The 20,287-nt window shown below is 60.3% G+C and carries 17 protein-coding genes; 8 read left to right on the forward strand and 9 right to left on the reverse strand.

Features of this window, described 5'->3' with window-relative positions; all coding sequences use genetic code 11:
* Nucleotides 1–84: 84 nt before the first annotated feature.
* The 3 genes from adk to recR form a co-directional block, all read right to left on the reverse strand.
* Nucleotides 85–729: an adenylate kinase gene (adk, locus tag AB5Y68_RS09905; RefSeq protein WP_010674422.1), complete on the reverse strand. Its 645-nt coding sequence runs from the start codon at nucleotides 727–729 to the stop codon at nucleotides 85–87.
* A gap of 238 nt (nucleotides 730–967) precedes the next feature.
* Nucleotides 968–2,881, reverse strand: a complete 1,914-nt coding sequence (gene htpG / locus AB5Y68_RS09910; RefSeq protein ID WP_039038912.1) for a molecular chaperone HtpG — start codon at nucleotides 2,879–2,881, stop codon at nucleotides 968–970.
* Between the two features lie 539 nt (nucleotides 2,882–3,420).
* A complete protein-coding gene (gene recR, locus AB5Y68_RS09915) occupies nucleotides 3,421–4,023 on the reverse strand; it encodes a recombination mediator RecR (protein ID WP_039038914.1) in 603 nt (200 codons plus the stop codon).
* A 765-nt stretch (nucleotides 4,024–4,788) separates the two neighbouring features.
* Here recR and AB5Y68_RS09920 point away from each other — a divergent pair.
* From AB5Y68_RS09920 to hypA, 7 genes are all read left to right on the forward strand, one after another.
* The gene (locus tag AB5Y68_RS09920) at nucleotides 4,789–5,709 is read left to right on the forward strand and encodes a DUF2971 domain-containing protein (protein ID WP_080769881.1); all 921 of its coding nucleotides are present in this window, start codon (nucleotides 4,789–4,791) and stop codon (nucleotides 5,707–5,709) included.
* Nucleotides 5,710–6,305: 596 nt separating this feature from the next.
* Nucleotides 6,306–8,174 carry a low affinity potassium transporter Kup gene (gene kup / locus AB5Y68_RS09925; RefSeq protein WP_039038915.1) on the forward strand — a complete coding sequence of 623 codons (1,869 nt, stop codon included), beginning with the start codon at nucleotides 6,306–6,308 and terminating at the stop codon, nucleotides 8,172–8,174.
* Nucleotides 8,175–8,646: 472 nt separating this feature from the next.
* Nucleotides 8,647–11,058 carry a carbamoyltransferase HypF gene (hypF, locus tag AB5Y68_RS09930; protein ID WP_039038916.1) on the forward strand — a complete coding sequence of 804 codons (2,412 nt, stop codon included), beginning with the start codon at nucleotides 8,647–8,649 and terminating at the stop codon, nucleotides 11,056–11,058.
* A gap of 5 nt (nucleotides 11,059–11,063) precedes the next feature.
* Nucleotides 11,064–11,315, forward strand: coding sequence for a HypC/HybG/HupF family hydrogenase formation chaperone (locus tag AB5Y68_RS09935; protein WP_033115859.1), 252 nt, complete (start codon nucleotides 11,064–11,066; stop codon nucleotides 11,313–11,315).
* Nucleotides 11,309–12,421, forward strand: coding sequence for a hydrogenase formation protein HypD (hypD, locus tag AB5Y68_RS09940; protein WP_039038917.1), 1,113 nt, complete (start codon nucleotides 11,309–11,311; stop codon nucleotides 12,419–12,421). Before AB5Y68_RS09935 ends, hypD begins: the two co-directional genes overlap by 7 nt.
* Entirely contained in the window at nucleotides 12,418–13,422 is a 1,005-nt protein-coding gene (hypE, locus tag AB5Y68_RS09945) for a hydrogenase expression/formation protein HypE (protein ID WP_039038918.1), read from the forward strand. The genes hypD and hypE overlap by 4 nt, the downstream gene beginning before the upstream one ends.
* 69 nt (nucleotides 13,423–13,491) lie before the next feature.
* Nucleotides 13,492–13,833, forward strand: a complete 342-nt coding sequence (gene hypA / locus AB5Y68_RS09950; protein ID WP_039038919.1) for a hydrogenase maturation nickel metallochaperone HypA — start codon at nucleotides 13,492–13,494, stop codon at nucleotides 13,831–13,833.
* Here the strand turns inward: hypA and AB5Y68_RS09955 are convergent.
* Complete coding sequence (locus tag AB5Y68_RS09955) at nucleotides 13,811–14,056, reverse strand: hypothetical protein (RefSeq protein ID WP_324606581.1); 246 nt, start codon at nucleotides 14,054–14,056, stop codon at nucleotides 13,811–13,813. The genes hypA and AB5Y68_RS09955 overlap by 23 nt on opposite strands.
* A 3-nt stretch (nucleotides 14,057–14,059) precedes the next feature.
* Here AB5Y68_RS09955 and hypB point away from each other — a divergent pair, with 3 nt between their 5' ends.
* Nucleotides 14,060–15,019 (forward strand): hydrogenase nickel incorporation protein HypB, encoded by a 960-nt coding sequence (gene hypB, locus AB5Y68_RS09960; protein ID WP_368207138.1) that lies wholly within the window; start codon nucleotides 14,060–14,062, stop codon nucleotides 15,017–15,019.
* A gap of 347 nt (nucleotides 15,020–15,366) precedes the next feature.
* Here the strand turns inward: hypB and AB5Y68_RS09965 are convergent, their stop codons facing one another.
* From AB5Y68_RS09965 to AB5Y68_RS09985, 5 genes are read right to left on the reverse strand one after another with little or no spacing between them, the layout of a single operon-like run.
* Complete coding sequence (locus AB5Y68_RS09965; protein ID WP_039038921.1) at nucleotides 15,367–16,008, reverse strand: ATP-binding cassette domain-containing protein; 642 nt, start codon at nucleotides 16,006–16,008, stop codon at nucleotides 15,367–15,369.
* On the reverse strand, nucleotides 16,008–16,796 hold the full coding sequence (locus AB5Y68_RS09970; RefSeq protein WP_039038922.1) for an ATP-binding cassette domain-containing protein: 789 nt from the start codon (nucleotides 16,794–16,796) through the stop codon (nucleotides 16,008–16,010). The genes AB5Y68_RS09965 and AB5Y68_RS09970 overlap by 1 nt, the downstream gene beginning before the upstream one ends.
* Complete coding sequence (locus AB5Y68_RS09975; protein ID WP_039038923.1) at nucleotides 16,790–17,605, reverse strand: ABC transporter permease; 816 nt, start codon at nucleotides 17,603–17,605, stop codon at nucleotides 16,790–16,792. Before AB5Y68_RS09975 ends, AB5Y68_RS09970 begins: the two co-directional genes overlap by 7 nt.
* The gene (locus tag AB5Y68_RS09980; protein ID WP_039038924.1) at nucleotides 17,595–18,605 is read right to left on the reverse strand and encodes an ABC transporter permease; all 1,011 of its coding nucleotides are present in this window, start codon (nucleotides 18,603–18,605) and stop codon (nucleotides 17,595–17,597) included. The genes AB5Y68_RS09975 and AB5Y68_RS09980 overlap by 11 nt, the downstream gene beginning before the upstream one ends.
* Nucleotides 18,590–20,221, reverse strand: coding sequence for an ABC transporter substrate-binding protein (locus AB5Y68_RS09985; RefSeq protein ID WP_039038925.1), 1,632 nt, complete (start codon nucleotides 20,219–20,221; stop codon nucleotides 18,590–18,592). Before AB5Y68_RS09985 ends, AB5Y68_RS09980 begins: the two co-directional genes overlap by 16 nt.
* Nucleotides 20,222–20,287 lie beyond the last annotated feature (66 nt).

Genomic DNA, 20,287 nt, shown 5'->3' on the forward strand with positions numbered 1-20,287 from the left:
ATGCAAGAAAGGGCCCGGTATGGACCCTTTTCTCACCCTCGTCGCCAACCGGCGAACGGCTGCGTCCTGCCGGCCCTGAATGGCTTAACCGAGAATGGCGGCCAGTTGCTGGCTGACCAGATCCACCGGCTGGGTGCCGTCGATCTTGACGTAACGGGTGTTGCCCGCTTCCGCTTCTTTGCCGTAGAAACCGATGAGCGGCGCGGTCTGCTGATGGTAGACATCCAGACGCTTGCGCACTGTGGTCTCTTCGTCGTCGGCACGGATCACCAGATCCTCGCCGGTCACGTCATCCTTGCCTTCCACTTTCGGCGGGTTGAACACCACGTGGTAGGTACGGCCGGAGCCGGAGTGCACGCGGCGGCCGCTCATGCGCTTGACAATCTCTTCGTCCGGCACGTCGAATTCCAGCACGAAGTCCACGGTCACACCGGCATCCTTCATGGCTTGCGCCTGGGGAATGGTGCGGGGGAAGCCGTCCAGCAGGAAGCCGTTGGCGCAATCCGGTTGCGCGATGCGTTCTTTGACCAGGCCGATGATGATGTCGTCGGAGACGAGCTGACCTGCGTCCATCACGGCTTTGGCCTTGAGGCCCAGCTCGGTACCCGCCTTGATCGCCGCACGCAGCATGTCGCCGGTGGAGATCTGCGGAATACCGTGTTTTTCCATGATGAACTGAGCCTGGGTACCCTTGCCGGCGCCCGGAGCTCCCAACAGAACAATGCGCATACACGCTCCTAGTTGATTGGTTATTCAATTCTTGAGAAGGCAAAAAACTACACGTTTTCGCCCGTATTAACAAGCTCGCCCCGTGTGAGTGGCCAGATTATCACCACACTCCCGCCCCGTCTCTGCGACCAAAGACGCAGACGACGACCACGAAAAATGATTGAAAATGCAGCAGCGCACCAGAGAGGAACGGCCAAAAAAAAGCCCACTGTCATGCAGTGGGCCAATCACAATCACATCACGCCTGGAGTAGCAGACGGTTGATACGGGAGACGAAGCTCGCCGGATCATTGAGGCCGCCCTGCTCCGCCAGCTGGGCCTGCTCGTGCAGGAGGGAGACCCACTCGCCAAACAGGCTCTCATCCTCGATGGTGCCGAGCTTCTTCACCAGGGCATGGTCGGGGTTGAGCTCCAGGATGTACTTCTGCTCCGGCACCGGCTGACCGGCGGCGCGCATCAGCTTGATCATCTGGGTGCTCATGCCGTGGGCGTCGGTGACGATGCAGGACGGCGAGTCGGTCAGACGGTGGGTGACGCGCACCTCTTTCACAGCTTCACCGAGGCTCTTCTTGACCCGCTCAACCAGACCGGCGTTGGCTTTTTCGGCCTCTTCCTGCGCCTGCTTGGAGGCGTCGTCTTCCAGATCCCCGAGATCCAGTTCGCCACGGGTGACGGAGACCAGCTGCTTGCCGTCGAACTCGGTCAGGTGGCTCATCAGCCACTCGTCCACCCGCTCCCACATCAGCAGCACTTCGACGCCCTTCTTGCGGAAGATCTCGAGGTGCGGGCTGTTCTTGGCAGCGGCATAAGAGTCGGCGGTGATGTAGTAAATCTTCTGCTGACCTTCCTTCATGCGGCCAACGTAATCCTCGAGCGAGACGGTCTGGGCTTCGCCCTCACCGGCGGTGCTGGCAAAGCGCAAGAGCTTCGCGATCTCTTCCCGGTTGGCGTAATCCTCGGCCGGGCCCTCTTTGAGCACATTGCCGAACTCGCTCCAGAACTTGGCGTACTTCTCGCCATCCTCTTTCGCCAGCTTGTTGAGCATGGTGAGCACGCGCTTGGAGCAGGCCTTGCGCAGGGAGGCGGTCACCTTGTTGTCCTGCAGGATTTCACGGCTGACGTTGAGCGGCAGATCGTTGGAGTCCAGCACCCCTTTCACGAAGCGCAGGTAGGTCGGCATGAACTGCTCGGCGTCGTCCATGATGAAGACGCGCTGCACATAGAGTTTCAGGCCGTGCTTCTGTTCGCGGTTGTAGAGATCGAACGGCGCGCGGGCCGGGATGTAGAGCAGGCTGGTGTACTCCTGGGCCCCTTCCACCCGGTTGTGACCCCACAGGAGCGGATCTTCGAAGTCGTGGGCGACGTGCTTGTAGAACTCCTGGTACTCCTCGTCCTTGATGTCCTTCGGGTTGCGGGTCCAGAGCGCGGTGGCGCGGTTGACCTGCTCCCACTCCCCCGGGGTGCCGACGATGGTTTCACCGTCTTCTTCCCGATCCGGAGTGCCCTCCTTGAACATCTCCACCGGCACGCTGATGTGGTCGGAATATTTGCTGACCACGGAGCGCAGGCGCCAGTCGTCCAGGAACTCCTCTTCATCGCTGCGCAGGTGCAGGATGACGTCGGTGCCGCGACCGGCTTTGGTCACGTCAGCCACGGTGAAGGAGCCTTCCCCTTGTGATTCCCACTGCACGCCCTGCTCCGGCGCGGTGCCGGCGGCGCGGGAGACCACGGTCACCTTGTCGGCCACGATGAAGGCGGAGTAGAAGCCCACCCCGAACTGGCCGATCAGCTGGGAATCCTTGCCCTGGTCACCGGAGAGGTGCTTGAAGAACTCGGCGGTGCCGGACTTGGCGATGGTGCCCAGGTGCTCGATCACCTGGTCACGGGTCATGCCGATGCCGTTGTCCGAAATGGTCAGGGTCTTGTTCTCTTTGTCCACCACCAGGCGCACGCGCAACTGGCCGTCGTTTTCGAACAAAGAGGCATCGGAAAGCGCCTTGAAGCGCAGCTTGTCCGCCGCATCGGAGGCGTTGGAAATCAGCTCGCGCAGGAATACTTCTTTGTTGGAGTAGAGGCTGTGAGCCATCAGGCTCAGCAGTTGTTTGACTTCAGTCTGAAAGCCGTGGGTTTCGGCGTGAACACTTTGGGTCATCGACCAGTCCTCAAAACGTCGGGTTGAACAGATTCCCAAGCTAGATGGGGTTGGCCTTTCAAATATCAAGGGGCTTGCGTGCAAACTTGAGAGCAAAATTGCACACCGGCCCCTCGCTTGGCCCACACAGGCAACCCCCTCCCGGCCTCCCCCTTCATAACGGGGAGGTGCACCGTCGTCCCCTGTCTGGCGAGGAAGGTCAGATTGGGATCGAGCGTGGAGCCAATAGCGGGGTCAGCCTTGCTCTCCCCTGCCAAAGGGAGGACTGAGGTGGGGTTCGTTGGTTTCTCCCCTGCCAAAGGGAGGAGTGGAGCAAGATCCATTGCTCCCTCCCCTATCAAGGGGAGGGCCGGGTTGGGTTCGTTGCTTTCTTCCCTGCCAAAGGGAGGAGTGGGGCAAGATCCATTGCTCCCTCCCCTGCCAAGGGGAGGGCCGGGGTGGGGTTCGTTGCTTTCTCCCTTGCCAAAGGGAGGAGTGGGGCAAGATCCATTGCTCCCTCCCCTATCAAGGGGAGGACCGGGGTGGGGTCCGTGGTGTCTTTAGCTCAGGCGCTGGCGCCCCATCAGGGAGTGGGAGAGCGTGGTGCCATCCACCAGCTCCAGCTCCCCGCCCACCGGCACACCGTGGGCGATGCGGCTCACCTCCACCCCGGCGGTGCGGGCCATGTCGGCGATGTACCAGGCGGTGGCATCCCCCTCTATGGTGGGGTTGGTGGCGAGGATCAGCTCCTTGATCTGCTCCTCCTTGAGGCGGCGCTCCAGGATATCGAGCCCCAGCTCCTCGGGGCCGATGCCGTCAAGGGGCGACAGGTGGCCCATCAGCACGAAGTAACGGCCGGAGAACTGGCCGGTCTGCTCGATGGCCGCCACGTCCGCCGGGCTCTCCACCACGCAGAGCAGGCCGTTCTCCTCGCGCTTGGGATTGGCGCAGATCTCGCAGCGATCGTTCTCGGTAAAGGTGCGGCAGTGGCTGCAATGACCGATTTCGGTGAGCGCCCGGTTGAGCAGGGAGGCCAGACGCAGACCGCCGCTGCGCTCGCGCTCGAGCAGGGTGAACGCCATGCGCTGGGCCGATTTCGGGCCCACGCCCGGCAAGACCTGCAGCGCCTTCATCATCTCATCGAGCAGGGGACTGAATTTCATGGGGATATCCTTTAACGCCGCGCCGAAGGAGTGATTCGACCCGCTTGCCTGAAGCGGTGCCGACTCCTCCATCCGAACCTATCTTGTTGGCGCAGGACTATACCCGAGCCGGCCCCGGGCGCCAATGGCCGATCCCGCCACAGTGCCTGACGGCCCAACATCACCCCGGTCGGGGCGCAGCACTGAGCGGCAACCTCCCCTTCCCCTCTCCCCACAACCCAGATCACACCATGATTGCCAAACCAATTCCGGGGAAACCGGGAAACCCTACCAGATTGCCCCAACTCACTCCCCACCAGCCTCCAGACAAGCCAGCACGGCCAGAAACCAGGCCCACATTGTTTGGTTTTTCTATTCGATAACCAGTTATCGTTTAACAAAACCAAACAATAAATGCCCTCTTGAGGTCCCGATTTATGACGTTGCGCCGGTTTTCAACGGCTCCCCCTTCTGTTTTTTCACTGGCCGATTAGTATGACTCACGCGACAACCAGCTCCGTTGAGACCGTTTCTATGGAACAGATAGAGATAATATCGCAGGTTAATCGCAGCAAGCTGGAGATGTAACTCTAGTGCGGTAGCCTTTGCGATAAAGATCAAAAGAATATTTACTCTCGACATTTATAGAAAGTTTTCATTGTGCAGACACTTGTCTGAGCCATTTAATTCTGTAACTATTTTATCTTTAAATTGTTACATTGACAGCATTTATAAACCACTTATTTAACAGATACTCTTCCCATTATTAATTGAGATATATATTTAATGCTATATAAATATTATTCCTCCCTGCCTGAAAGTTATCTTTTTAACCCAACATTAAAACTAGCTATTCCATCCAAATTAAATGATCCCTTTGAAAACACAGTCCCTAATAGGGTACGAATAAAACACATAGAAGAAATGCTGAAAATAAATAAAATTGAGGATGATATTTTTCATGACTACATAAAACTAATGAACTCTTTCCTAATAAGTGGTGTATCCTCGAGCGGTATAATTTCCATGAGTGAAACGCCAACAAACATATTAATGTGGTCTCATTATGCAAATAGCCATACTGGCTTAGTTATTGGTTACAAAACAGATGTACTATCACATCTTCATAACCCATATGGTATTGATGCATGTTTTTTCAACACTCCACAAATAGTTAATTATGACAACGTCCGCTTTCAGCACATAAACAACACTTCATCACTTATGGATAGGAATGCTATTATAAAGTCTCTTTTAACAACTAAAAGTAATCATTGGCGTTATGAAAAAGAACATAGGTTTATAATTCCACTAGGTTGTGCCAATTTCTGCCGACCTATTAACAAGCTAAAAACTGAAACTATAAGACAGCTTGAGATACTTTGGAAACTAAAATACATTAAAGAATGTACGTGGTTTGAAACGCAATGGGAACGCACTATAGGAAATAATGATGGGGATATTGATAACTATCCCTTTATATTTAATGAGGAGGCAGAAAGATTTTTAGTTAAAAATAATTTTGATGCTTTTATACGGATCAATCCAGCCTCAATAAACTCAGTTTTTTTTGGAGCTAAATTCGAAGATGATAAAAGAAACAAGATTAAGGACATAATATCAAAAAACCCACACCTTAGACATATCGATATGTATGAATGTAGCATTAGCCCTGATAATTTCGAACTAGATATATATAAGATATAAAACAATCACTTCCTCTTATATACGTTCATAATAAACGTCCAGTTATAAATTAATCTATTAAATATATGAAATTGTTAAAAACACAGTGCACTATACCTCTGGCTTAACGATTGGTGAAATTCACTTCGTGCGTTGCACCATAGCTATTTCATGAGCTTTTTGTAGTAAATGAAGACTCCATTGCCACCCAAGCCTTCCCTCTCTGTCGCTCCTGCCGATAATTTATTGGTCAACATTTTATCGCCCGTTTTTCAACCCGTTTGATTGAAAAGACTGGCTAAAAATGGCTGCTTAGCAAAAACAAACACTTGCTCGCTGCACGGGGGTCTATTTCAATCAAGGAGTAATTAATAACCTCGTTCAAAAGTCTTTTTTGATTATTTATACCTGAACATACTCCCACAGACTCTGTGTCATCATAAGCTGAATCGCAGATAAACAGACTGTGTCCATGATGAGCCTCCTATTTATATCCAGCTAACCCCCGCTCCCATCGCAATCCTGAAGATCCTCCCGAACGGCTATCCGTGAACTCCCGGTAGTGCGGGGCCCCTGTGTTGGCAGCCATGCCACCGGCAATCTGACAAGATAATTTCATGAACTGTACTAACAAACCCGCCCTCTCCGGCGTCATGCTGGCGGCGATCGGCGTGGTCTATGGCGACATCGGCACCAGCCCGCTCTATACCCTGCGCGAGTGCCTCTCCGGCCAGTTCGGTTTCGGGGTGGAGCCCGCCTCCATCCTGGGCTTTCTCTCCCTCATCTTCTGGCTGCTGATCCTGGTGGTCTCGGTCAAGTACCTCTCCTTCGTGATGCGGGCAGACAACGCGGGCGAAGGGGGCATACTCACCCTGATGTCGCTCGCGACCCGCAACACCCCGGAAAAATGGACGCCGGTGCTGATCATCCTGGGGCTGATTGGCGGCAGCTTCTTCTATGGCGAGGTGGTGATCACCCCGGCCATGTCGGTGATGTCGGCCATCGAGGGCCTGAAGATAGTGGCGCCTTCCCTGGACGCCTACATAGTGCCGCTCTCGGTGCTGGTGCTGACCCTGCTGTTCGCCATCCAGAAACACGGCACCGCCGCCGTGGGCAAGCTGTTTGCCCCCATCATGCTGATCTGGTTCCTGACCCTGGCGGTGCTTGGGCTTCGCAGCATCCTCCAGCACCCCGAGGTGCTGGGGGCGCTCAACCCGGTCTGGGCGCTGCGCTTCTTCATGGCCTACCAGAGCGCCTCCTTCTTTGCCCTGGGCGCCGTGGTGCTGGCCATCACTGGGGTGGAGGCGCTCTATGCGGACATGGGGCACTTTGGCAAGAGCCCCATTCGCCGCGCCTGGTTCATGGTGGTGCTGCCGTCCCTGGTGCTCAACTACTTCGGCCAGGGAGCCCTGCTGCTCGGCAATCCCGAGGCCATCGCCAACCCCTTCTTCCTGCTCGCGCCCAAGTGGGCCCTGCTGCCCCTGCTGCTGCTGGCGACACTCGCGACGGTGATCGCCTCCCAGGCGGTGATCTCCGGGGTCTTTTCCCTCACCCGGCAGGCGGTGCGGCTCGGCTATCTCTCCCCCATCCGCATCGTGCACACCTCTGAGCAGGAGTCCGGCCAGATCTATATTCCGGTCATCAACTGGCTGCTCTATCTCTCTGTGGTGATCGTCATCATGAGCTTCGAGCACTCCAGCAACCTGGCGGCGGCCTATGGCATCGCCGTCACCGGCACCATGGTGCTCACCTCCATACTGTCGTGCTCGGTGGCCCGCCACAGCTGGCACTGGCGCAAGCCGCTGGTGGCCACCCTCTTCGCCCTGCTGCTCGCCATCGACGTCCCGCTGTTTGCCGCCAACCTCGCCAAGATCTTCTCCGGCGGCTGGCTGCCGCTCACCCTGGGGGCCGTCATGTTCACCCTGATGACCAGCTGGAAGAGCGAGCGCTTCCTGCTTATTCGCCGCCTCAACGAGCACGGCAACTCCCTGGAGCCCATGATAGCGTCCCTCGAAAAATCCCCGCCGACCCGGGTGGCGGGCACCGCCGTCTATCTGTCGCGGGTGGTCAACGTCATCCCCCATGCGCTCTTGCACAACCTCAAGCACAACAAGGTGCTGCACGAGCGCGTCATCCTGCTCACCCTGAAGGTGGAGGATGTGCCCTGTGTCCACAACGTGCGTCGGGTCTGCATCGAGCAGCTCTCCCCCACCTTCTGGCGGGTGGTGGCGAGCTACGGTTGGCGCGAGACCCCCAACATGGAGGAGATCTTCCACCGCTGCAACGCCGAGGGGCTGAGCTGCCGTATGATGGAGACCTCCTTCTTCATGGCCCACGAGTCCCTCATCATGAAGGAGCGCCCCTGGTACCTCTATCTGCGGGGCAAGCTCTTTATGCTGCTGCAGCGCAACGCCCTGCGGGCGCCGGATCAGTTCGAGATCCCGCCCAACCGGGTCATCGAGCTGGGATCCCAGGTGGATATCTGATAGCGGGCACCGGGCCCAAGGTCATGGCACGCAAGAGGGAGGCAACCGCCTCCCTCTTTCATTGCTGAGCGCCTCTCTCTTCCGACCGGAATCTCGAGCCGCAAGGGGGCGTGGCGCCCCTCACAGGATCGCAAAGAAGCGTCACGTCTGGCACTCAAACCGGGGCGAGATCAAGGTATTGGGGACCAGGGCCCCGGTAAACTTGGCCCCCGTGACAGGGCGAGGGCCTCCTCTGCCTGTCAAGGCTACGCCCCTTCTATCGCGACGCAGCCCGTTGCCCCCGTTCGTTGCACCCGATGGCCCATGCCGTGGCGGCAGGCCAGCAGATGGGAGTTCGATATCGCATGACATCCCCCTGGATGATCGCCGGATGGCCGCCCCTGTCGGCCCTCCCCAACCCCCCTGTCATGAGGGAGGGTTCCCTGCCCCCCGGTTATCAGGGAGGGGCGCTGGCCCCTCTTTGGATGACGCCATGACCACGTCGACACGCCTTCGACTGCGCCGCGAGTTTCATCTCGACGGCATCGTGCAGGGGGTCGGCTTTCGCCCCTTCGTCTATGGGCTGGCGCTGCGCCACGGCCTTGCCGGCTATGTATTGAACGACGCGAGCGGCGTCACCATCGGCGCCGAAGGCTCCGCCGAGCAGCTCGCCAGCTTTGCCCGCGAACTGCGGGAACTGGCGCCGCCCCTTAGCCGCATCGATCATTTCAGCGAGCGGGAACTGCCCCTTGCTCATGATCCCGACTTCGATGGCCAATTTCATGGCCAGTTTCGAATTAAAGCGAGCCAGCAGCAGAGCGCCGCCACTGTCGCCATCTCGCCGGATCAGGGAATGTGCGAGGCGTGCGCCAGGGACGTGGCCAATCCAAGCGATCGCCACCACCACTACCCCTTTACCAACTGCACCCACTGCGGCCCGCGCTACACCATCATCCGCAGCCTCCCCTACGACAGACCCCATACCGCCATGGCCGACTTTGCCATGTGCCCGCGCTGCGCGGCGGCCTATGAAAACCCGCTGGACAGACGCTACCACGCCCAGCCGGTGAGCTGCCCCGAGTGCGGGCCCCATCTCAGCTGGCGCAGCGGCAATGGAAATGCGCTGGCCGAACTCGAAGAGGCCCTGCACGAAGCTGCCCGCGCCCTGCAGGCGGGGGCGCTGATTGCGGTCAAGGGCATGGGGGGTTATCACCTGATGTGTGATGCCCGCAATGAGCAGAGTGTTGCCAGATTGCGAACACTCAAACGACGCGCGCGCAAGCCGCTGGCGGTGATGATGGGCTCCCTTGCCGAGGCCAGACTGCATGTCACCGGCAGCGAAGAAGAATGGCAGCTGCTCGCCTCTCAGGCCAGACCCATCACCTTGCTGCGCAAACGCAAAAACGATGATCGGCACTCAGAATCCCAACATAGCGCGGCGCCGCTGGCCGAGGGGATCGCCCCCGGCATCCCCTACCTTGGCATCATGCTCCCCTATACCCCGCTCCATCAACTGCTGCTGGATGCCTGCGCCATGCCGCTGGTGGCCACCAGCGCCAATGGTCGCGGCAGCCCGATCCTTATCGAGTGCGAGGCAGTAGTCAGGGAACTCGGCAGCGAGATTGACGGCATCCTGGATCACAACCGCCCCATCCTGCACCCGTGCGACGACAGTCTGGTGCAGTGGGCAGGCGGGCGACGCCAGACTTTGCGGCTGGCCCGGGGCTATGCCCCCTGCACCCCCAGCCTGCAAGAGGCGGTCAGGGTGCCGCTCTTGGCGGTCGGGGCGCAGCAGAAGAACCAGCTGGCGCTGGCTTTCGGCCGCCAGCGCATCTACAGCCCCTATATCGGCGATCTGCACAGCCTGCCGATGCAGGAGCACTTCGAGCAGACCCTGGCGACCTTTCGCGATCTCTACGATCTCAACCCCGAACTGCTGGTGTCGGATCGCCACCCGGGCTATCTCAGCCACCAGTGGGCCAAACGCTATTGCCGCCATCAGGGTGCCACCCACCTCGAGGTGCAGCACCATCACGCCCACCTGCTGGCAGTGATGACCGAACATGAGATCACGGGCCCGGTGCTGGGGGTTGCCTTCGATGGCACCGGCCTTGGCGATGACGGCACCCTCTGGGGCGGCGAGCTGCTGATCGCAGACGTTCAGGGATTTGAGCGGGTTGCCCACCTTGCCCCCTTCAAGCTGATCGGCGGCGAAGCGGCCATTCGCGAGCCGGTGCGCCAGCTGCTGGGGCTACTGTTTGAATCCTATGGCGTGGAGGAGATCAGCGCCCTCGATATTCCGGCGATCAAACAACTGCCCGCTGAGCGGATCAGCAACCTGCACCAGCTCTGGCATCTCGGTCGCAACGCCCATTACACCAGCTCCATAGGTCGACTGTTCGATGCGGTGGCGGCGCTCTTGGGGGTGATCGACACCCCGGATTACGAGGGCGAAGCGGGGCTATTGCTGGAGGCGGCCGCCTTGCAGCTGACCCCCGATGAACAGCCCTTCCCCCTCGCCTTTGATCTCAGCCAATCAACAGAGGGGCCACTGCAGATCCAGTGGGCCAAGCTGATCCATACCCTTGTCAGCGCGCGGCGCAAAGGCACCGCCACCGCCAGCCTGGCCGCCGGTTTTATCCGCGCCATCAGCAATCTGGTCATCGCCCTTGCCGAACGCTTCCCCGGCTATCCGGTGGCGCTCGGGGGGGGCGTCTTTCAAAACCGGGTGCTGATGGATCAGCTGGTGCCCGCTCTCGAAGCCGCCGGTCGGCAGGTATTGACCAGCGAAACCCTGCCGCTCAATGACGGTGGCATCGCCGCCGGTCAGCTCTGGTTTGCCATCCACCATCTTGCCACGCACCCGCCTGCCACAGCCGGTTGTGCCACCTTGTCGGAGTCCTGAAATCCATGTGTCTATCCATCCCCTCTCAGGTGGTGCAACTGCACCCCGAAGATAACTGCGTCACTGTCGACACCCTGGGGGTGCAGCGGCGCGTCAGCTGCATGCTGCTCGAAGAGCCCCTCCAGGTGGGCGACTATGTGCTGCTCCATATCGGCTTTGTGATGAGCAAGATTGACGAAGCGGAGGCGCAGGCCAGCCTCGAGAGCTTCCGCCAGATGGTGGCCCTGATGCCCAAACAGGATATCTTGCCATGCTGACCTTGAATGACCTGTTCCAGGGCTTTCGCCAGCCCGAGGTGATCCGCGCCCTCGCCGCCCAAATCACCGAACTGGCCAAATTACTCCCCGAACCGCTGCGGGTGATGGAGGTGTGTGGCGGCCATACCCACACCATCATGAAGTACGGCCTGCACCAGCTGCTGCCAGCCAGCATCGAGTTTGTCCACGGCCCCGGCTGCCCGGTCTGCATCATGCCAAAAGAGCGCATCGATCAGGCCATCGAGCTGGCCCGCCAGCCCAGCGTCATTCTGGTCACCCTGGGGGACATGATCCGGGTGCCGGGCTCCAGGGGCACGCTGGCACAGCAGCGCGCCAAGGGGAGCGATATCCGCCCCGTCTATGACCCCCTCGATGCCCTGCGTATCGCCAAAGAGAATCCGGACAAAACCGTGGTCTTCTTCGCCATCGGTTTCGAGACCTCCACCCCGATGACGGCCGCCTTGCTGGCTGCCGCTGAAGAGCAAGGGGCCCTGAACCTCCTGTTTCATATCAACCATGTGTTGGTGCCGCCCGCCATTCACGCTGTGATGGCCGACGGCGTTGCCAAGGTGAACGCCTTTATCGGCCCCTCTCACGTCAGCGTCATCACCGGCGCCGATATCTACCTGCCCATCGTCGATCGCTATCAGGTGCCTGTGGTGGTGAGCGGTTTCGAGCCGGTGGACGTGATGGAGGCGCTCTTGATGATGGTGCGCCAGAAAGTTGAGGGTCGCTACGCGCTGGAGGTGCAGTACAGCCGCGCCGTTACCGCCAGCGGCAATAAAGCCGCCCAGCGGCTGGTCGAGCGCTTTTTCGAGACCCGCGAGCACTTTCGCTGGCGAGGTCTGGGGGATATCAACGCCTCCGCCCTGCGCCTGCGCGATGCCTTCGCCAAGCGCGATGCGGAGCGCCACTTTCAACTCAATCAGACTCCCATCGATGACCACAAGGCGTGCCAGTGCGCCGATATCCTGCGCGGCCTGGCCAAACCGAACCAGTGCAACGTCTTTGGCCGGGGCTGCACCCCGACCCAGCCCATGGGCAGCTGCATGGTCAGCTCCGAAGGGGCCTGCAATGCCTACTACCGATATATGGGGATCCAATGAGAGAAATTCAGTTAAGCCACGGCGGCGGCGGTGTGGAGATGAACCAGCTGATCAATCAGCTCTTCTTTCGCCACTTTGGCAACGAGATCCTGCTGCGCGGTGAAGATGCCGCCCTGCTGCCGGTAAACGGCCCCGTTGCCTTCACCACCGACAGCTTTACCGTCTCGCCACTGTTCTTCGAGGGGGGCGATATCGGCAAGCTGGCCATCGCTGGCACCGTCAATGATCTCGCCATGATGGGGGCCAAACCGGAATACCTCAGTTGCAGCTTTATCATCGAGGAGGGCTTCCCCTACGCCGATCTTGCCCGCATCGTCGAGTCGATGGCCTCAGAGCTGGCCAACAGCGGTGCCCGCATCGTCTGCGGCGACACCAAGGTGGTGCCCAAAGGAGCAGCCGACAAGATCTTTATCAACACCAGCGGGGTCGGCACCTTCCAGCTGCCTGAGCAGAGCCGGGGCATCTCGGTACGCAACCTCAAGGCCGGTGACGCCATTCTGGTGTCGCGGGATATCGGCAGCCACGGCGCCTGCATCCTGATGGCCCGTGACGCCCTGCAACTGGGCTCCGATCTCAAGAGCGACTGCACCACCCTCTGGCCGCTGGTAGAAGCGCTGCTAAAAGCGGGGATTACCCCTCACGCCCTGCGCGATGCCACCCGCGGTGGCCTTGCCGCCGTGCTCAACGAGTGGAGCAGCGCCTCCGGCGTTGCCATCGAGCTGGAGGAGTCCGCCATTCCGGTGTGCGATCCGGTGCGCGGCCTGTGCGAGCTCTACGGTTTCGAGCCCCATGATCTCGCCAACGAGGGGACCATGGTGCTGGCCCTGCCTGCCGAACAGGCGCAGGACGCGCTGGGCATCTTGCGGCAATTCAACTCCGCCGCCAGCCAGATCGGCGTGGCGCAGGCGAGCGAGCATCACAAGGTGATCCTCAACAACCCCTGGGGCAGCCGCCGTTATCTGGAGCTGCCGCAGGGGGAGCTGCTGCCGCGGATCTGTTGAGCAACCATGCCGTTCCGTCAATTACAGGGAGGAGTCACTGCTCCTCCCCATATCGGTTAAGGAGCCACCATGCACGAAATGTCTCTGGCCATGGCCGCCATCGATCTGGCGGCCGAGCAGGCCACCCAGCGGGGCTTTACCAGGGTGACCGCCCTCTGGCTCGAGGTCGGCAGCTTCTCCTGCGTCGACCCCGACACCATTGCCTTCTGTTTCGAGGCTGCCGCCAAGGGCACCGTGGCCCAAGGCGCCCAACTGCACTTTCAACACCAGGCGGCAGAGGCCTGGTGTTACGACTGCAACCAGACGGTCACCCTCACCGAACGGGGGCAGGCCTGCCCCGGGTGTGGCGGATACAAATTACGAGTCGCGCAGGGTGATAGCCTGCGCATCACCGACATCGAGGTAAGTTGATATGTGTAGCGTATGCGGATGCGGCCAGGCGCGGATCGCCGGCCATAAGCACGATCATGAGCATCATTACGAACATGAACATCACCATGAACATGGTCATGAACACGACCATCATCATGCTCATGACGCCCATCACCATCATGATCACGAGCAGAGTGCGCCGCGCACCCTGATCATTCACCACCACTATCACCATCAGGGAGATGTCCATCACCACTACCATGGCATGGCTCCCGCCCTCCTGGCGGCTCAGCCAAGTGCCCACGGGAATGATCACACCCATGACCACGGCCACAAGCATGGTCATCATCATGATCACCCTCATAAGCACGGCCACGAACATGACCACTACCATGATCACGCCCACTCTCATGACCACGGCCATTCCCACGCGCATCCCCATGATCACAACCATGACCATGACCATGACCATGACCATGACCATGACCATGACCATGACCATGACCATGACCATGACCATCAGCAGGGTGATCTGCACTACGGCAAAGGGGAAGCGGGATTGTCGGTGCCCGGCATGGGGCAGCGCCAGCTGATTGCCATCGAGATGGATGTGCTGGCCAAGAACAATGCGCTGGCGGCCCACAACCGCGAACACTTCGACGAGGCAGCCCAGCTGGTGCTCAACCTGGTATCTAGCCCGGGTTCAGGCAAGACCACCCTGCTGTGTGAAACCCTGCGCCAGCTGGCCGACAAGCGCCCCTGCGCGGTAATAGAAGGGGATCAGCAGACCAGCGCCGATGCGGATCGCATTCGTGCCACCGGTGTCCCTGCCGTGCAGATCAACACCGGCAAGGGCTGCCATCTGGACGCCAAGATGGTCCACGATGCCTGCCACCAGCTGCCCGCCAATGAAGGGGGCATCCTCTTTATCGAAAACGTCGGCAATCTGGTCTGCCCCGCCAGCTTCGATCTCGGCGAGAAGTACAAGGTAGCAATCCTCTCCGTCACCGAGGGGGAAGAGAAGCCTCTGAAATACCCGGACATGTTCGCCGCCGCCCAGCTGATGGTGATCAACAAAATCGATCTGCTGCCCTACGTCAGCTTCGATGTGGCCCGTGGCATCGAGAACGCCAAACGGGTCAACCCCTATATTCAGGTGATCCAGGTCAGCGCCACTACAGGCGAAGGGATGGATGCCTGGCTGAACTGGCTGGCCAGTGCCTGAACCGGTTAAACACCGCTGATAACGGTAGAAAACAAGAGAGGGAGGCTAATGCCTCCCTCTCTTTATTTACAAACCTTATCAGGCGTTCTCTCTATACCGAATGGCCCGCGCCTCATACTCGCGTCCCCTCACCCTGACCCTCTCCCCAGGGAGAGGGAACCGGTTTGTGGATGCCGCGACTATACGACGCCCTCAAACCCCTCAGGGGAGCTTCGAGCATAACAACCAGCCTTATTGTCAAACTCCGAGATTTTCCAAACCCTAAACCCTGAGCCTGACGAAATGGCACCGTCTGCTCCCTTCTCCCCTTGCGGGAGAAGGGCTGGGGATGAGGGGGAAGCCAATCCTCAGGCCACGCTACGGGACATCGCCTCCTGCTCAGCCGTCTCCTCACCAAAGCGCAGCACCCGATGGCAGATCTGGCGCAATAATGCCTGCTGGTGACTGAAGATGACCATGCCAAGCCCGCGCTGCTCGCACTCAACCATCAACTCCCGCCAGAGTTGGCGCTGAATTTGCGGATCCAGCTGGGCGGTGACCTCGTCAGCAATCAGCAAACGAGTGCGGGGATCAAGGGCGCGCAGCAGCGCGATGCGGGCCAGCTCACCACCGGAGAGATGGCCGGGTTTGCGACCGAGCCACTCAGGTTTGACCATAAAGCGGGCCAGCATGACCTCATCGGGGCGCCACACATCCCAGAGCGCCTGCCCGGTGGTGCGATAGGGATTGAAGGTGAGTTCCGGGTGCTGGGGCACCAGCTGGATGGGGTGATAGCCTTTTACCTGTTCAGGTACTGGCTGCCCATCCAGCAGGATCTGCCCGCCGGCCCCAACCGGTTGCCAACCCGCCAATACCCGCCCCAGCGTGGTCTTGCCATAACCGCTCGGGGCAGAGATACCGAGCCGTTCGCCCGCTTTCACCGTCAGTGACAATCCCTGCCAGAGGGGACGTTCCCCCTGGGCGATGTTGAGACTTCGTACTTCCAACATTATGAAACCTTCGGCGCAGAGAAGAGCGCATTGAACTCCGGCAGCGCCTGCCAGTGGGCTCTGAGCATCTCGCTCCCCAGCCCCTGGCGCAGATGGTAGCAGCTCAGGGTATCGCTCACCTGCCCCTGATGCAGCGCCACGATGCGATCGGCAAAGCGCGCTGCCAGCGCCAGATCGTGGGTCACCCAGAGGATACCGCTGCCCTGATTGGCCAATTCACGCAACTGGCCGAGCAGCAGGCAGGCAAATCCTTCGTCGAGCCAGGCGGTGATCTCGTCTGCCAGAATGTAGCGGGCGCCGCCAAGCGCCGCAGTGCAGGCCAGAATGCGCTTGGCCATGCCGCCGGAGAGCTGGCGCGGGAATCTGTCCAGGGTGGTCGCGGGCAGCTGGTAGCGCAGCAGCTGCTCGCCGAGCCGCTCGCGAGAACCATTCTGGCCGCAGAGGCGTGCCGCACGTCCCAGCTGACGCTCCACCGTCAGCAGCGGATTGAGGGCGCTCACCCCCTGCGGCACATAGCAGAGGGTGTGGCCGCGCAGTCTGGCCCGGCTGGCATCGCACAGGGGCACGCCATCAAGGGAGATGGAGCCGCGCATGCGCAGGTTGTCCGGCAACAATGTCAGGGCGCTTTGCAGCAGCAGGCTCTTGCCCTCACCGCTCCCCCCCACCAGCGCCACTATCTCCCCCGGCGCCAGTTGCAGGCTGATATCGGTCAGCAAAGGCTGCCAGCTGCGCCGCCCCAGCCAGGAGTAGTGGGCCGCCTCTATAGTCACCTGATCAAAACTCAGCATGGTTCACTCCTGTGCCACAACAGCTGTTGCAACGCGCGGGTAGCCTGATCAAACAGCAACACCAGCAGCAACAACATCAGGCCGGGGAATAGGGCCAGCCACCAACCGCCACCGGCCAGATAACGCAGGGCATCGGCCAGCAGCAGGCCCAGCGAGGCCTCGTGGGCCGCCAGCCCAAAACCGAGAAAGCTCAAGGCCGCGCTGTGCAGCACCGCATGGGGAAACATCAGCAAGGTGCCGATAAACCACTGGGGCAACAGCCCCGGCAGCAGGTGGATGCGCCAGCTACGCAGCGCCCCCATCCCCTGACAGCGGGCCAGCACCACATAGTCGCTGCAGGCGATCCGCCGCGCTTCTGCGCAGAGAATGAGCGCCAACTTGGGCCAGTGGGTGAGCGCCACCGCCAGGATCACCCCGCGCATGCCGCCCCCCACGGTGAAGCAGATAAGGATCAAGAGCAGCATATGGGGCAGCGCCAGCATGGCGTCGATCACCATTCGCACCGCAGCATCGCATCTGGGATGGATGAGCGACACGCTTGCCGCCACCATGGCCAGCAGGCCACTGCAGAGCGCCGTGCTGATGCCCAGCTCCAGACTGGTGAGGGTGCCCTGAAAGGCCCGCAACCATAGATCCCGCCCCATCTGATCGGTCCCGAACCAGTGGGTCAGCGAGGGGGGCTGCTGGCGCGCCAGCAGATCCATCGGCACATCCTGATGAGAGAGGCTCCAGCCGTAAGTGGCCAGCAGCGCCAATCCGAGCAGGGCAAAACCCAGCCGCAGCAAGGAGGGGAGCGGATTAAACAGCATACTCGCCCTCCCAGCCCCGGTTGATGCGGGCCAGCAGCACCCGAGCCGCCGTGTTGCCCAAAAAGACCAGCAGAGTGCAGAAGAGCACTATGCCCATCAGCAGGGGGATATCCCCCCGCAGCCCTGCATCTACCGTCGCCTGGCCGAGCCCTGGGTAGGAGAAGACCTTCTCTGCCAAGAGCGATCCGCCGATCAGCTCGCCTAGCGAGGCAAACTGCAGACAGATGGCTGGGGTCAGGGCATGGCGCAGCACGTGAAAGCGCAGCATGGGCCAGCCACCATCCCCCTGAGCGCGGGCGTAGCGAATAAAATCGCTCGCCAGCACCTCGGCCACCCGCCCCCGAGTATGCAGGGCAATGTTGCCTACCCCGAGCAGGGCTAGGGTAGTCACTGGCAGCAGCAGATGGCGCGCTCGCATAGCCCAATCAACCTCATCGGCCGCAAGCCCCGGCGTCCAGGCGCAGCAGACCGGCAACAGTGGCCAGTGCACCGCAAACAGGGCAAGCAGCAACAGGCCGACCCAGAAGGTGGGCAGGGAGGCGAGCAGGTAGGCAAAGCGGCAAATCAGGCGATCGGGCCAGCGATTGAGATAGCGACCGGCGCAGAGGCCCAGCAAAATCCCGAAAAAGCCGGAGAGCAGCCAGGCACCCGCCAGCAGCAGGAAGGAGGCGGCAAAGCGCTGGCCAATTACCTCACCCACCGGTGCGTTGTAGAGCATGGAGTAACCGAGATTCCCCTGCAGCACCTGGCTAAACCAGTGCCAGTAGCGCAGCCAGAGCGGTTGATCCAGCCCCCAGCGGGCGGCGATGCGGGCGTACTGCTCCGGCGGCACATGGAGCAGATCGTTGCCGATATAGGCTTTGATGGGGTCGATGGGGGAGTAACTCAGCAGCACAAAGGTGGCGACCGAGACCAGACATAACAGCCCTGCCAGACGCAGCAGGGCTTTTAGCAACAGATAACCTGAATGACTCAAGGACGAACTTAACGGCACGTCCACCGCCAATCCTGCAGGTTGTTGAGGAGTGACCAGCTACCGTGGATTTCCGGCGCCCCCTTGCCAAGATCGATGCAACGGTTGGCGAGATAGGTGTGTTGCACATTGAGCAGCCAGGCCCAGGCGGCATCTCCCTGCACTCCGGCGCCGGTTTTGCCATCCCACTCCACCTGCTGCCAGAACGGCACGGCCGCCTGCCAGTTCGGGGCATCCAGCGCCTGCTTGAGGTGGCCATCCACCACCGGATTGCTGTAGTAGCCCGGGTTGTAGAACTCCACGCCACCGGAGCCGCTCTGGTAGTGGTGATAGAGCTCCATGGGATCCAGACTCCCCCACCCCATCAGCACCGGATTGGCGTGCATCTCCCGCTCCACCTGCTCCCAGCTGCCGGACTTGAGGCTCACCTCAAGGCCAATGGGTTTGAGCATGGCCCGCACCGCTTCCGCCAAATCCCGGCGGGTGCTGTCGCCACTGGTGTACCAGAGGGTAAAGGCGGCGCGCAGGTCGCCCTTGTGGCGAATGCCGTCACTGCCCATCTTCCAGCCCGCTTCGTCGAGCAGGGCATTGGCGTGGGCCGCATCGCCATCCTTGAAGGCGGTGGCTTTATTCAGCCAGGGCAAGCCTTCTACCGCGCTGTAGGCGGGGATGGCGTGCCCTTCCAGCAGCTGGTCGGCCAGCAGCTTGCGGTCGATGGCGTAGTTGATGGCGCGGCGCACCGCTACGTCCGAGGTCACGTCGTTGCCGATGGGATAACCCTTGGCATCATTTTTACCAGCAGCAGGAATGGGGAAGACGATGCCGCGGTTCTCCACACTCGGCCGCACCCACAGCTTGAGGGAGGCAGGCACGGTAGGCGCCAGCGAGGGGGCGATGCGCACCACATCGAGCTGGCTGCTCTGGGCGGCGGCATAGGCGCTCTCTTCATCGATAAAGACAAAGACCAGCCGTTTGAAGTCATTGTTGCCGCCGGCGTAATAGGGGTTCGCCTCCACCACCAGTTGCTGACCGGGCAGGAAGCTCACCAGCCGGTAAGGGCCGGCACCGACCGGTTTTTGGGCATATGCTTTTGCGTCGTAATCCTTCTTCGACACTATCCCCAAAGATCCCAGCACGTTGACGAAGGTGCTCTGGGGGGCACTCAGGGTGATGGCCACCTCGGTGGGCGAGAGCACCTTGGCCGAGACAAAGTTGCCCATGTCGATCTTGCCGCCACCCTTGGCTGCGCTGTTGTAGGTAAAGGCCACATCCTCCGCGGTAAGCGGCGCGCCGTTGGAGAATGTCAGGTTCGGCTTGAGGCGGATAAGCCACCCCTTGCCATCCTTGCTCGGGGTCACCGATTGGGTGAGCACGTTTTGCCAGCTGAGATCGGCGTTTTGTTTGAGCAGCGGACTGTGCAGCAGCAGGTAGCTGCCGTGGCTCCAGCCAAGCAGAGGGTCAAACCCTTCGGTGGGCTCACTGCCGATGGCGAGCTTGAGTTCGGCGGGGACGGGCTGGGCCGCCAGCGCCATGGTAGAGAAACCGCCCGAGAGCAGGGCCAGCAAGGCGGCCGCAGTGACAGAGAGGCCTTTACGGTGGCCGGCGTTGCTGCCTGAGTGGCAGCCAAAGCATTGAATGGTCATAAGATCCCTTATTCGTTTTACCACTCACTATCGAAAAACAGGGGCACGACAGAAGCGAGTGAGGGG

Source organism: Aeromonas sp. R6-1 (assembly GCF_040908165.1).
In the GTDB taxonomy this organism is placed as follows: domain Bacteria; phylum Pseudomonadota; class Gammaproteobacteria; order Enterobacterales; family Aeromonadaceae; genus Aeromonas; species Aeromonas caviae.